Origin of the sequence: Sphingopyxis sp. (genome assembly GCF_965279755.1) — a bacterium.
Classification (GTDB): domain Bacteria; phylum Pseudomonadota; class Alphaproteobacteria; order Sphingomonadales; family Sphingomonadaceae; genus Sphingopyxis.
On sequence record NZ_OZ257261.1, the window covers coordinates 1,469,413 to 1,481,030 of the forward strand.

Below are 11,618 nucleotides of genomic sequence, written 5' to 3' on the forward strand. Positions count from 1 at the left end.
CGGCGGATCTCGAAGTAGTCCTTTATGTGGTCTCCTCAACGCTATCGTAACAATGGATACGACCAGGGTTTCGACGCCGAGACCGTCGATCGCGCTGCAGCCGCAATCGACACCTTTCTCATCACGAATCCAAAACTTCCAGCACTCCTGACACTCGGGCATCTGGCCCGCCGCGTCGACATATCTTACCTCAGCCTCCGCCGAATGGTCATGGGGCCTCGCTGGGACAGATATACCTACTTTCGAATTCGCAAGCGTTCGGGTGGCCGCCGGCTGATCAGCGTTCCGGAGCATCGATTGATGGCGGTCCAGCGCTGGATCGCATCGCACATTCTCTCTCAGTTGCCGGTGCATCCAGCCAGTTTTGCCTTTGCCCCTAACTCCTCGATCTTCCGCTGTGCGGAGATGCATTGCGGTGCTCGTTGGCTGATCAAACTCGATATCTCCGGCTTTTTCGGTTCGATCAGCGAGATTCAGGTTTATCGGGTGTTCCTGAACGCCGGATATGCGCCCCTCGTCGCATTCGAGTTGGCCAGACTCTGCACGCACGCGCCGAGCCAAAGCGCACGTTACCAGCGAGTTGAGTGGCGCGCACACCGCTGCTGGAAATATACGATCGGCTTCTATCGCCAACAGGATTTGGGCTTTCTTCCGCAGGGAGCGCCAACCAGTCCGATGCTCTCCAATCTCGTGATGACCGGAATGGACAGGCTGCTCGCGGCGCTCGCCGTGAAGGAAGGCTTGACCTATACGCGATACAGCGACGACATCACCTTCTCGACGACCGGGAATTACGACCGCCAGCGTGCCGTCGAGGTGATCCAAATGACAACCAGGCTGCTTGGCCAGATCGGGCTTAAGGTGAACGATCGAAAGACGCGGATCGTGCCTCCGGGCGCGCGCAAAGTTGTACTCGGCCTTCTCGTTGACGGCCCCGAGCCCAACCTCAGTCGCGATTTCCGCGATCGGCTGCGCCAACATCTCCACTATATCGAGAAACTTGGACCCGAGGCCCATCAAGCCGCACGCGGGTTCGACACTATTTCAGGGCTCTATAGACATGTTCGCGGACTGATCGATTTCGCCAAGTCAGTGGACGCCGAATACGCGGCGGCGATGCGCGATCGATTTGATGCGATCAATTGGTCGCTCGATATGCCGAAAAACCAATGACGGGCACCGACCAGACAGCTGCCCATGCGGTGGCCTTGGAGCAGGCTCCTCTAAAACCGCGCATCGATGCATCGGCACGGCGGCTGCTGGAGTTCCTCGAACGCAACAAGGTAGTGCGGCATTTCGACTACCCGCACGGTTTTTCAGATCCGCACAATTGCTGCGAAAACGTCTCTCTGATCTTCACCTAATCTGATCAAGGAGGAATATAACTTACGCTGAGCAGCCGACCTGCGCGCAAAAGATAGGTACGAAGATAACGTCTCGCAAAAGGCACCAATTAATGGCCGGTTTCAGGCAGAACTCCAGCAAGTGCAGAACGCCCAGGATCAGGCGCGGAGCTGTCGCTATCCGCGTTGCAATCGAACGACCGCTTTCGGGCACCGCGCAATCAGGACCAGAACGGCCGACATCAGGCGCAAAGTTGCCGTGCCCGAACATTAGCAATTCCGGGCAATCCGCGAGCATGTTTGGCAACAGTCGGCGCGTTTGAAGGCATTTCCAACGAAGGCAGGGGCCGGTCTTCGAAGACCTTCAGAATGCTTCTAAAGCATTGAAATCATGGACCAGCGCTTCCTTGGATTCGGGCCGCGGCCCTTCAATTTCAGCGCGTAACAGCATTGTTTCACGAACGAGGTGCTTACGCGGCAAAATACCGGCGCGCGAACCCACCTCCGGAACCCAGCCAAGCAACTGAAATATAAGAAGAAATGGCGCACCCGAAGGGATTCGAACCCCTGGCCTCTGCCTTCGGAGGGCAGCGCTCTATCCAGCTGAGCTACGGGTGCCGGTAGAACAGGGCCTCTAGCAAGAGCTTGGCGCCCCAGCAATGGCCTATCGACCGCCGGCGGGGGATATGCAAAGCCCGCAGCGTGAAGGGGAGCGGTTGATGGCGTCCGAGCAAGGCTGGCCGATGGCCGCCGACCTGTATGGCGAGATGCAGCTGGAGGCTGCGCCGCCCGCGAAGCGGCGGCTGCGCGACTATCTGCCCGGCGTGCTCGTCACCATGACGGCAGCGCTCGCCGCCGCCTGGCTCGCCGACCATTATGCCGCGCCGCTGGTTCTGATGGGTCTGCTGATCGGTCTGTCGATGAGCTTTCTGTCGCAGGACAGGCGCACCCACGCCGGGCTCGACCTGATGTCGCAGACCGCGCTGCGTGTCGGCATCGTCCTGGTCGGCGTGCGGATCACCGCAGGACAGCTCGCCGAGCTGGGGCCGCTACCCTTCGCGCTGCTGATCGGTATAATGCTCGCGGTGATCGTCGTGACGGTCGCAAGCGCGCCGCTGTTCCGGCAGGAGCGTCACGCCGCGCTGCTCGCGGGCGGCGCGACCGCGATCTGTGGCGCGTCGGCGGCGCTCGCGCTCTATTCGCTGATCGGCGACAAGCGCGTCGATCAGGCGCGCTTCACGCTGACGCTGGTCGGAATCACCGTCGCGAGTGCGCTGGCGATGACGCTTTATCCCGTGCTCGCGACCGAACTCGCGCTCAACGACACGCAAGCGGGCTTTCTGATCGGCGCGTCGATTCATGACGTCGCGCAGGCGATCGGCGGCGGCTTTTCCTTTTCACCGCAGGCGGGCGAGGTGGCGACGATCGTCAAGCTGACGCGTGTCGCGCTGCTCGCGCCGATGTTGATGCTCGCCGGCCTGTGGCTGGCGCGCGCGGACGGCGAGACCGCCGGCAAACGGCGCATCCCGCTGCGGCTGCCATGGTTCATTCTCGGCTTTCTGGGCCTCGCCGCGATCAACTCGCTCGTCGCACTGCCCAAGCCCGCGGTCGATGCAGCAAATATGGGCGCGCAGGCGCTGTTGCTGCTTGCAATCGTCGCGACCGCGATGAAGGCGCGGCTGCACCTGCTGCTCGATCAGGGCTGGCGCAGCTTCGCGCCGATCATCGTCGCCACGCTGACCAGTTTCCTGCTGGCTCTCGCGGCCGCGAAGCTTTTGTGACGTCACGCCGCCACGGCGTCGATACAGCCGCTTGATTTATCAGTTTTTAGGGAGCGCCCAGCTGACGGTCAGCTGCGTCGCGCGACGCGGAATGTCGAGCTTCGCCTCGCTGAAATTGACCTTCTCGTTCGGCGGCAGCATCCGCACCGGCGGCTTGATCGTCCAGCTGTAGACGATCGTCCCCTGCGCATCGCGCAGCTCGGCAAGGATCGGCGGGACGCGCTGTTCGCGGTCGGTCGGATTGATGATGACGCCCGACGCCGCGAAATAGATCGTGCCGTCGGGCAGTTCGCGATGATCCTGGTTCGGCGGCAGTTCGATGACGAGGTCGGGTTCGTCGGCCATGCCCGGAATGCCGAGCCCCTGTGCCCAGCCCGGCAGGCCGAACCAGTAGAGCGCACCTGTCGCGCCGAGCATCAGCGCTGCGGCGGCGCCCGCAATCCATGTCCAGCGCTTCGCCGGATTGCGGCGCGGGCGGCGGAAGGGCAGCGGAGCGTCGGCTGCGGGTGGCAGCACCGGCTGCGGCTCGGGAACCGCGAAGGCCTCGGGCGGAGGCGGCGCGGCAGCGGCAACGGGCTCCTCGACCACGGGGGTCGCCGAAACGGGATCCGGCACAACCGGCGTTTCCTCTGGCGTTTCGGGAACAGGCGGCGGCGTTACCGTTACCGGTGCGACGGACGCGGGTTCCTGAAACCAGCTATGGCGACAACTGGCGCAGCGCACGGTGCGCCCGGTGGGTCCGATCGCCGTATCGGGCACGACATAACGCGTATGGCAGGACGGGCAGGCGAGGATCATGGCGCCCCTCTAAACACGCCGATTCGCGCGTTGCAAGCACCGTGTCACGCTTCGCGCTTTACGTCGGTGGACAGCCGTGTAACAGGCAGGGCCATGAGCGCCCTTGCTACCCTGCCCGGCGAACCGGAAATGGCGCGTGGCCGCGCCCGGATGACGGCATGACGTCGCCCGCTCGCCCCGGCGGCGCGATGGTCGAATTCAACGGCGTGGGTTTGCGCTATGGCCCCGATGCCGAGGTTTTGAGCGACATCAGCTTGAACCTTCAGCCCGGCAGCTTCTATTTTCTGACCGGCGCGTCGGGTGCGGGGAAAACCTCGCTGCTCAAGATGCTCTATCTCGCCCAGCGGCCGAGCCGCGGTCTCATTCGCCTGTTCGGTGAGGATCTGGTGAACATGCCGCGCCACCGCCTGCCGGGCTTTCGCCGCCGCATCGGCGTCGTCTTTCAGGATTTCCGCCTGATCCCTCACCTGTCGACGCGCGACAATATCGCGCTGCCGCTGCGCATCGCGGGGGTGAGCGAGGAAGATCTGGCGGGACCGGTCGGCGAAATGCTGAGCTGGATCGGGCTGGGCGAACGCGCCGACGCCTTTCCGCCGACGCTTTCGGGCGGCGAGCAGCAGCGCGTCGCGATCGCGCGCGCGGTGATCGCGCGGCCGCAGCTGCTGATCGCCGACGAACCTACGGGTAACGTCGATCCCGAGATGGCGATGCGCCTGCTCGGCCTGTTCGAGGCGCTGAACCGGCTTGGCACCACAGTCGTCGTTGCGACCCACGACATTCATCTGATCAGCCGGATCGAAAATGCACAGATGATGCGGCTCGAACGCGGACGGCTGTCCGATCCGACCGGCGCGCTGCGCTATCCGCCGAACCGGGCGTGAGGTCGGCATGATCATCCCGCGCGTCCCCGTCCAGCATCGCCGCCTGCTCCCCGACCGCCGCCTGTCGGGCCCGACCCCGTGGGTGATCGCGATCCTGATGCTGCTGACCCTGCTCGCCGCTGCTGCCGGCGTCGGCCTGGCGCGGTCGGCCAATGCGATCGGCGACGCGATCGCGGGGCGCGTCACGGTACAGATCGTCACCGCGAACCCCGTCACCCGTGCCGAACAGGCCGCCGCGTTGCGCCGCACCGCCGCCGCCCAGCCCTTCGTCCGGTCGGCGCGCGCGGTCGAACCCGCCGAGCTTCAGGCGATGCTCGGCCAATGGTTCGGCGGCGAAGATGGCAAGGGCGGGGGCGACGATCCGGTGCTGAAATCGCTGCCGCTGCCCGCGCTCGTCGATGTCGATTTCGTCGGCGGCGACCGTAGCGGTCACATGGCGCAGCTCCGCGCGATCGTCGCACGCGAGGCGCCGGGGGCGCGGATCATCCCGCACGCCGAATGGCTGGGACCGGTCGCGCGGCTGATCCGCTCGCTCGCATGGGTGGCGGGCGCACTCGTCGTCCTGATGACCGCGGCCAGCGCCGCCATCGTGATCATGACCGCACGCGCGGCGCTCGGAACCCATTATGCGACGATCGAGATGCTCCATATGATCGGCGCGACCGACCAGCAGATCGCGCGCCTGTTCCAGCGGCGGATCGCAATCGATACCGCCTACGGCATCACACTCGGCACCATCGTCGCGGGGGCCATCCTGCTGCTGATCGGCTGGCAATGGTCGGGGGTTACGGCGGGACTCGCTGCGACCGCCTCGCTCGGCGCGTGGGGATGGGTGCTCTTGCTGGCGCTTCCGCTATTGGCTATCGCGCTCGCAGCACTGACGGCGCGCCAGACCCTGCTCGCCGCGCTTCAGAAGATATTATGATCAAGCGGCTGATTTCCCTTCTTTTCCTTGCATGGATTCTGGGCTTTGCCTGGTTCGCGCTGCTGCTGCCGCTGCCCGCTGCGCCGCAGAAGACCGACGCAATCGTCGTGCTGACCGGTGGCCCGGGGCGGATCGACCGCGGGCTGGAGATGCTCGAAAAGGGCGAAGCGAAGCGCCTGCTGATCAGCGGCGTCGCGCGCGAGGTGAAGCCGAAGGAACTCGCCGCCGAATATAAGCGGCCGCAAAAGCTGTTCGACTGCTGCATCGCGCTGGGCTTCGAGGCCGAGGATACGCGCTCGAACGCGACCGAGGTCGCATCGTGGGTTGCGCGGCGCAACTACAAGAGCATCCGGCTGATCACCACCGACTGGCACATGCGCCGCGCCGAGTACGAACTTGGCCGCGCGCTCGGCGACAAGGTAACGATCCTGCCCGATGCGGTGCGCAGCCATCCGAGCTTCGCGACCCTGTTCCGCGAATATCATAAATATCTCGCGGGGCTGGCGGGCGGGCTGCTCGGTCTGTAAAGGCCGCTGCGTGCGCTACACCATCGCCCTCTTCCGCTCGATCCTGTTCTGGATCCTGTTCTTCATCATGAGCAGCATCAGCTCGATCGGCGCGGTAGTCTCGTTGCCGGTATCGCACCACGCAACGCGCTGGTTCGTACGGCTCTGGTCCATATTTCACCGCCTGATCTGCCGCTTCGTGCTGGGCCACCGGATCGTCGTCGAGGGCGAGATGCCCGATATTCCCGTCCTCTACGTCTTCAAGCATGAGGGCGCGTTCGAGACGATCGAACAGCCGATGCTGTTCAAATGGCCCGCGGTCTTTGCAAAAGAGCAGCTGTTTTCGATCCCCGTCTGGGGGCAGGCGGCGCGATTCTACGGGCTGATCCCGGTCGATCGCGACGGCGGCGGCAAGGCGATGCGTGCGATGCTGGGCGCCGCAAAGGGCGCGCTCGCGATCGGGCGACCGCTGGTGCTGTTCGCCGAGGGCACGCGCATCCCGCATGGCGAAGCGCCCCCGCTGCGCTCGGGCTTTGCCGGCATCTATCGGCTGCTCGGCGTGCCGGTGATTCCGGTCGCTGTGAACAGCGGTATCGCCTATCCGCCGCGCCGCTGGGTCAAATGGTCGGGTACCATCACCTACAAGATCGGCGAGACGATCCCCGCCGGTCTACCGCGCGAGGAAGCCGAAGAGCGCGTCTGGCGCGCGATCAATGCGCTGAACCCGCCCGAAGCGCTGCTGGCAGGCAAGGCTTCGGCCTAGGGCCTGACCCTAGTGCTTGCGCCCGAAGTCGGGCGCCGCATCATCCTGGCCCTGTTCGATGATCGAACGGCGGATCGCCCGCGTCCGCGTGAACCAGTCTTCCAGCTTGTCGCCGTCGCCGCGGCGGATCGCTTGCTGCAGCGACGTCAGATCCTCGTTAAAGCGCTGGAGCGTCGCGAGCACCGCATCCTTGTTGGCGAGGAAAACGTCGCGCCACATCACCGGATCGCTCGCGGCGATGCGGGTGAAGTCGCGGAAGCCGCCCGCCGAATATTTGATGACCTCGCTCTCGGTCACTTCCTCGAGCTCGCTCGCGGTGCCGACGATCGTATAGGCGATGAGGTGCGGCAGATGGCTTGTAACCGCCAGCACCATGTCATGGTGCGCCGCTTCCATCAGATCGACCTTCGCGCCGAGCGCCTGCCAGAAGCCGGCTACCGCCGCGACAGCGTCTTCAGGCGCGTCCGTCGGCGGGGTGATGATGCACCAACGCCCCTCGAACAGCGTCGCAAAGCCGGCCGCCGGGCCGCTGTTCTCGGTCCCTGCAACGGGATGCGCGGGGATGACGAGATGGTCGGGAAGCGCCCTGCCGAGCGCATCGGCAACGCCGCTCTTCGACGAGCCGACATCCGAAATGATCGCATCGGCGCGTAGGCCGGGCGCGATCGCAGCGGCGGCATTGGCCATCCGGCCGACGGGAACCGCCAGAATCACCAGATCGGCGTCGGCAACCGCATCGGCGGGCTGGTCGGCGACATGGTCGCAAAAGCCGAGCGCGCGTGCCTCTGCGCGGACATCGGCGCTGGCGTCATGGCCGGTCACCGCGACGCCCGGCAGCCTTGCCTTCACCGCCCGCGCGACCGACGAGCCGATCAGGCCGAGGCCGACGATCGTGACATGCCCGATCGCCATCAGCCGGCCAGCGCGGCGCGGATCGCCGCCGCCAGCCCGCGCGTCTCCTCTTCGGTGCCGATCGTCATGCGCAGCGCCTGCGGAATGCCCTGCCCCGGCAGCCAGCGGACGATATAGCCCGCATCCATCAGCCGGTTGTAGACGGTCTCGGCGCTTGTCTCGCCCTCGAACAGCACGAGCAGGAAGTTGCACGCCGACGGAATGACGCGGAGGCCATGGTTGCCGAGCCCTTCAAGCTCTTGCACCAGCCAGCCGCGCCACTTCGCATTATGCTCGCGGCTGCGGTTCACGAATTCTTCGTCGCCGAGCGCCGCGACCGCGGCCGCCTGTCCGGCGCGCGTGACGTTGAACGGCAGGCGAATGCGGTGCAGCGCCGCGATTACCTCGGCAGCGGCATAGCCCCAGCCGATACGCTCGGCGGCAAGGCCGTGGATCTTCGAGAAAGTGCGCGTGACGAATACATTGGGCTGGGCCTTCGCGAGTTCGAGCCCGCCGTCGTCCTCGGCCTCCGACAGATACTCGCTATACGCCTGATCAATCACGAACAGGACGTTCTTCGGCAACCCCGCATAGAGCCGCTGCACTTCGTCGCGCGTCGCGAGCGTGCCGGTCGGGTTGTTCGGATTGGCGAGATAGACGACGCGCGTCTTCTCCGTCACCGCCGCGAGCAATGCATCGACGTCGGTCGCATAATCGCGGTCGTCAGCCTCGACCGGTACCGCACCGACGCGGCGCGCCGCGATCTCGTAGACCGCGAAGCCATAGCGCACATAGAGAATCTCGTCGCCCGCGCCCGCGTACGTGCCCGCCGCGAGATGGAGCAGCTCGTCCGATCCGTTGCCGCAGATCACCCGCGCCGGATCGAGCCCGAATTTCGCCGCGATCGTCTCGCGAAGCTCGTTCGAGCCCGGATCGGGATAGCGCGACAGCGCGTCGGGCACCGCCTGCACCGCGGCAAAGGCGGCGCGCGCCTTTTCGCCTGTGCCAAGCGGATTTTCGTTCGCGCTCAATTTGATCAGCGGACGGCCGTCGGCGCCCGCCGACTTGCCGGGAACATAGGGAGCGATGCCGCTGATCCACGGCTTGGGCGTAAGGGTCGGGGTCGCGTCGGTCATGCCGCGCCGTTTAACGGCTGTACGCCCCGAGTCCAGCATCTAGTCCCGCACGTTGACACTGGTCCCGCACCCGCTTAGCCCCGCGCGAACCATGGCAAGCCTTCTCCACCAGATCCGGCATCACGGCGTGACGATCGGCACCGCGCTGCCGCTCGACAGCGGCCAGTCGCTGCCGTCGGTGACGATCGCCTATCAAAGCTATGGCGCGCTGAACGCCGACAAGTCGAACGCGGTACTGATCTGCCACGCGCTGACCGGCGACCAATATGTCGCCAGCGATCATCCCGCCACGGGAAAGCCCGGCTGGTGGGCCCGGATGGTCGGGTCCGGCAAGCCCGTCGACACCGACCGTTATTTCGTGATCTGCGCCAATGTGCTGGGAAGCTGCATGGGGACGAGCGGCCCCGCGACGCCCGATGCGGTGTCGGGCGCGCCGCTTGGCATGCAATTCCCCGTCATCACTGTCGCCGACATGGTGCGCGCACAGGCGATGCTGCTCGATCATCTCGGCATCGGCCGGCTTCATGCCGTCATCGGCGGATCGATGGGCGGGATGCAGACGCTTGCGTGGGCCTCCGCCTATCCCGAACGGCTTGCCTCGGCGATCGTCATTGCCAGCGCCGCGCGCCATTCGGCGCAGAATATCGCGTTTCACGAGGTCGGGCGGCAGGCGATCATGGCCGACCCCGACTGGCAGGACGGCCAATATTATGGCGGCGCCCGCGCCCCGACCAAGGGTCTCGCGGTCGCGCGCATGGCGGCACACATCACCTATTTGTCCGAGGCAGGGCTAACCGAGAAGTTCGGTCGCCGGCTGCAGGCGCGCGATATCAAGAGTTTTGGCTTCGATGCCGATTTTCAGGTCGAATCCTACCTCAGGCACCAGGGACTCGCCTTTACCGACCGGTTCGACGCCAACGCCTATCTCTATATCACCCGCGCGATGGACTATTTCGACCTCGCCGAACCGTATGAGGGCCGCCTCGCGGGGGCCTTCGCCAAGGCGAAGGATGTCCGCTTCACGCTCGTCAGCTTTGACACCGACTGGCTCTATCCGACCGCCGAATCGCGCCGCATCGTTCAGGCGCTGCAGAGCGTCGGCGCGGCAGCGAGCTTCGTCGAACTGTCGGCGCCCTTCGGCCACGACAGCTTTCTGCTCGACGTGCCCGCGCTCGACCGCCTCGTCGCGGGCGCGCTGAACACGGGGAGCTGACCAATGGCGCTACGCCCCGACCTCGCGATTATCGCCGGCGCGATCCCGCCGCGGGCGCGCGTCCTTGACGTCGGCTGCGGCGACGGCACGCTGATCGCGGCGCTGCGCGACCGGCATGTCGATGCGCGCGGGCTGGAAATCGACCCCGCCAACGTCACCGCCGCGATCGCGCGCGGCCAGTCGGTGGTGCAGGGCGACGCGAACCACGACCTCGCCGACTATCCCGATGACGCGTTCGACTATGCGATCCTGTCGCAGACATTGCAGACGACCGAGCGTCCCGACCGCATCGTCGACGAATTGCTTCGCATCGCACCTCGCGCGTTCGTCAGCTTCCCCAATTTCGCGCACTGGCGCATCCGCCTCGCGCTGCTGTGGGGCGGGCGCATGCCGGTCACGCGGCTGCTGCCGGTCGCGTGGTACGAAACCCCGAACATCCACCATGTCACGGTCAGCGATTTTCGCGATCTGGTGCGCGAGCGGACGATCAGGGTCGAGCAGGCCTGGTATCTGTCGGGCGACAAGCCGACGAGCGACGCCGCCGCGAGCTGGCGCGCCGAACACGCCATCTTCCTGATTTCACGCAATTAATCCTGCTTCTTAAGCCCGTTGGCGAGCAGGTCGTTCGCGATCCGCGCGATTTCGCCGATGTCGGCGTCGTCGTCCCACAGACCATAGCGCATCCCCAGAAAGACGTTCATCCCGCCGATCGCCCAGGCATGGATCTCGCCCACGTCGGCGCGGATCTCGCCGCGCGCCGCGCCCTTTTCGAGCCGCTGGCGCACGCGCGCAACGGTCGTTTCATAGTGGCGGCGATAGCTGGCGTAATCGACAAACTCGGCCTCGTCGATGATCCGGTAGATTTCCTTATGCTCGCGCACGAAGCCCAGATAGGATTCGAGTCCGATCCGTTCGGCGCTGATCTCGTCGGGTGCGGCCTGGACGAGCGGGGTGACATGGTCGCGTAGCTGCTCGCTCATATAGCGAACGAGCGCCTGGAAGATTTCGTCCTTCGAATCGAAATAGGTGTAGAAACTGCCGAGCGCGGTGCCGGCGCGGCGGGTGATCGCACTGATCGAGGCTTCGTGAAAACCGCGCTCGCCAAATTCGATCGCCGCCGCATCAAGCAACTTGCGGAGCGTCCGCCGCCCGCGCTCGGTGCGCGGGGTCTTGTCGGGATTGCCCGCTTCACCGGTTTCGATCGGCGTCGCGACGTGCGGCTGATCCATTTCGTCCGTCTCCCCGCTCCGGCCCCCGCTCATCATGGCATATCCGCGCCACTGGCAAGCAAAAAACGGCCGATGCATATTCCAAGTTGAAACTTGGTTCATGTTTCACTATTGGATGTCGCACGGCTTGGCAAGACCGGGCCCAATGATTT

General features: G+C 65.2%; 13 protein-coding genes and 1 tRNA gene. 9 read left to right on the forward strand and 5 right to left on the reverse strand.

Translation table 11 applies throughout. The features are described 5' to 3' along the window. Positions 1-24: 24 nt before the first annotated feature. Positions 25-1,173, forward strand: coding sequence for a reverse transcriptase family protein (locus ACQY80_RS07150; RefSeq protein ID WP_428685046.1), 1,149 nt, complete (start codon positions 25-27; stop codon positions 1,171-1,173). Beyond that, positions 1,170-1,364: a hypothetical protein gene (locus ACQY80_RS07155; protein ID WP_428685048.1), complete on the forward strand. Its 195-nt coding sequence runs from the start codon at positions 1,170-1,172 to the stop codon at positions 1,362-1,364. Before ACQY80_RS07150 ends, ACQY80_RS07155 begins: the two co-directional genes overlap by 4 nt. A gap of 520 nt (positions 1,365-1,884) precedes the next feature. On the opposite strand, the gene ACQY80_RS07160 is transcribed toward ACQY80_RS07155, so the two are convergent. Then, a tRNA-Arg gene (locus tag ACQY80_RS07160) sits at positions 1,885-1,961 on the reverse strand. 101 nt (positions 1,962-2,062) lie between these two features. Here ACQY80_RS07160 and ACQY80_RS07165 point away from each other — a divergent pair. Further along, positions 2,063-3,124: a YeiH family protein gene (locus ACQY80_RS07165; RefSeq protein WP_428685050.1), complete on the forward strand. Its 1,062-nt coding sequence runs from the start codon at positions 2,063-2,065 to the stop codon at positions 3,122-3,124. A 39-nt stretch (positions 3,125-3,163) separates the two neighbouring features. On the opposite strand, the gene ACQY80_RS07170 is transcribed toward ACQY80_RS07165, so the two are convergent. Beyond that, a complete protein-coding gene (locus tag ACQY80_RS07170) occupies positions 3,164-3,922 on the reverse strand; it encodes a zinc-ribbon domain-containing protein (protein WP_428685052.1) in 759 nt (252 codons plus the stop codon). A gap of 158 nt (positions 3,923-4,080) precedes the next feature. On the opposite strand from ACQY80_RS07170, the gene ftsE reads away from it, so the two are divergent. From ftsE to ACQY80_RS07190, 4 genes are read left to right on the forward strand one after another with little or no spacing between them, the layout of a single operon-like run. Then, positions 4,081-4,803 carry a cell division ATP-binding protein FtsE gene (gene ftsE / locus ACQY80_RS07175; protein WP_428685054.1) on the forward strand — a complete coding sequence of 241 codons (723 nt, stop codon included), beginning with the start codon at positions 4,081-4,083 and terminating at the stop codon, positions 4,801-4,803. A 7-nt stretch (positions 4,804-4,810) separates the two neighbouring features. After that, entirely contained in the window at positions 4,811-5,728 is a 918-nt protein-coding gene (locus ACQY80_RS07180; RefSeq protein WP_428685056.1) for a cell division protein FtsX, read from the forward strand. Then, positions 5,725-6,255: a YdcF family protein gene (locus ACQY80_RS07185; protein ID WP_428685058.1), complete on the forward strand. Its 531-nt coding sequence runs from the start codon at positions 5,725-5,727 to the stop codon at positions 6,253-6,255. The genes ACQY80_RS07180 and ACQY80_RS07185 overlap by 4 nt, the downstream gene beginning before the upstream one ends. Positions 6,256-6,265: 10 nt before the next feature. Then, complete coding sequence (locus ACQY80_RS07190; RefSeq protein WP_428685060.1) at positions 6,266-6,997, forward strand: lysophospholipid acyltransferase family protein; 732 nt, start codon at positions 6,266-6,268, stop codon at positions 6,995-6,997. A gap of 9 nt (positions 6,998-7,006) precedes the next feature. Here the strand turns inward: ACQY80_RS07190 and ACQY80_RS07195 are convergent, their stop codons facing one another. Continuing rightward, positions 7,007-7,912: a prephenate/arogenate dehydrogenase family protein gene (locus tag ACQY80_RS07195; RefSeq protein ID WP_428685778.1), complete on the reverse strand. Its 906-nt coding sequence runs from the start codon at positions 7,910-7,912 to the stop codon at positions 7,007-7,009. Then, the gene (gene hisC / locus ACQY80_RS07200) at positions 7,909-9,024 is read right to left on the reverse strand and encodes a histidinol-phosphate transaminase (RefSeq protein WP_428685062.1); all 1,116 of its coding nucleotides are present in this window, start codon (positions 9,022-9,024) and stop codon (positions 7,909-7,911) included. Before hisC ends, ACQY80_RS07195 begins: the two co-directional genes overlap by 4 nt. A gap of 91 nt (positions 9,025-9,115) precedes the next feature. Here hisC and metX point away from each other — a divergent pair, with 91 nt between their 5' ends. After that, a complete protein-coding gene (gene metX, locus ACQY80_RS07205) occupies positions 9,116-10,237 on the forward strand; it encodes a homoserine O-acetyltransferase MetX (RefSeq protein WP_428685064.1) in 1,122 nt (373 codons plus the stop codon). Between the two features lie 3 nt (positions 10,238-10,240). Beyond that, entirely contained in the window at positions 10,241-10,828 is a 588-nt protein-coding gene (gene metW / locus ACQY80_RS07210; protein WP_428685066.1) for a methionine biosynthesis protein MetW, read from the forward strand. Here metW and ACQY80_RS07215 read toward each other — a convergent pair. Continuing rightward, positions 10,825-11,466: a TetR/AcrR family transcriptional regulator gene (locus ACQY80_RS07215; protein WP_428685068.1), complete on the reverse strand. Its 642-nt coding sequence runs from the start codon at positions 11,464-11,466 to the stop codon at positions 10,825-10,827. The genes metW and ACQY80_RS07215 overlap by 4 nt on opposite strands. Positions 11,467-11,618 lie beyond the last annotated feature (152 nt).

What these genes read in the sequence shown, in the direction of transcription:
- ACQY80_RS07215 (WP_428685068.1), bottom strand. Translation starts at nt 11,466, where the DNA reads ATGGATCAGCCGCACGTCGCGACGCCGATCGAAACCGGTGAAGCGGGC.
- ftsE (WP_428685054.1), top strand. Translation starts at nt 4,081, where the DNA reads ATGACGTCGCCCGCTCGCCCCGGCGGCGCGATGGTCGAATTCAACGGC.
- hisC (WP_428685062.1), bottom strand. Translation starts at nt 9,024, where the DNA reads ATGACCGACGCGACCCCGACCCTTACGCCCAAGCCGTGGATCAGCGGC.
- ACQY80_RS07165 (WP_428685050.1), top strand. Translation starts at nt 2,063, where the DNA reads ATGGCGTCCGAGCAAGGCTGGCCGATGGCCGCCGACCTGTATGGCGAG.
- ACQY80_RS07155 (WP_428685048.1), top strand. Translation starts at nt 1,170, where the DNA reads ATGACGGGCACCGACCAGACAGCTGCCCATGCGGTGGCCTTGGAGCAG.
- ACQY80_RS07170 (WP_428685052.1), bottom strand. Translation starts at nt 3,922, where the DNA reads ATGATCCTCGCCTGCCCGTCCTGCCATACGCGTTATGTCGTGCCCGAT.
- metW (WP_428685066.1), top strand. Translation starts at nt 10,241, where the DNA reads ATGGCGCTACGCCCCGACCTCGCGATTATCGCCGGCGCGATCCCGCCG.
- ACQY80_RS07150 (WP_428685046.1), top strand. Translation starts at nt 25, where the DNA reads ATGTGGTCTCCTCAACGCTATCGTAACAATGGATACGACCAGGGTTTC.
- ACQY80_RS07180 (WP_428685056.1), top strand. Translation starts at nt 4,811, where the DNA reads ATGATCATCCCGCGCGTCCCCGTCCAGCATCGCCGCCTGCTCCCCGAC.
- metX (WP_428685064.1), top strand. Translation starts at nt 9,116, where the DNA reads ATGGCAAGCCTTCTCCACCAGATCCGGCATCACGGCGTGACGATCGGC.
- ACQY80_RS07185 (WP_428685058.1), top strand. Translation starts at nt 5,725, where the DNA reads ATGATCAAGCGGCTGATTTCCCTTCTTTTCCTTGCATGGATTCTGGGC.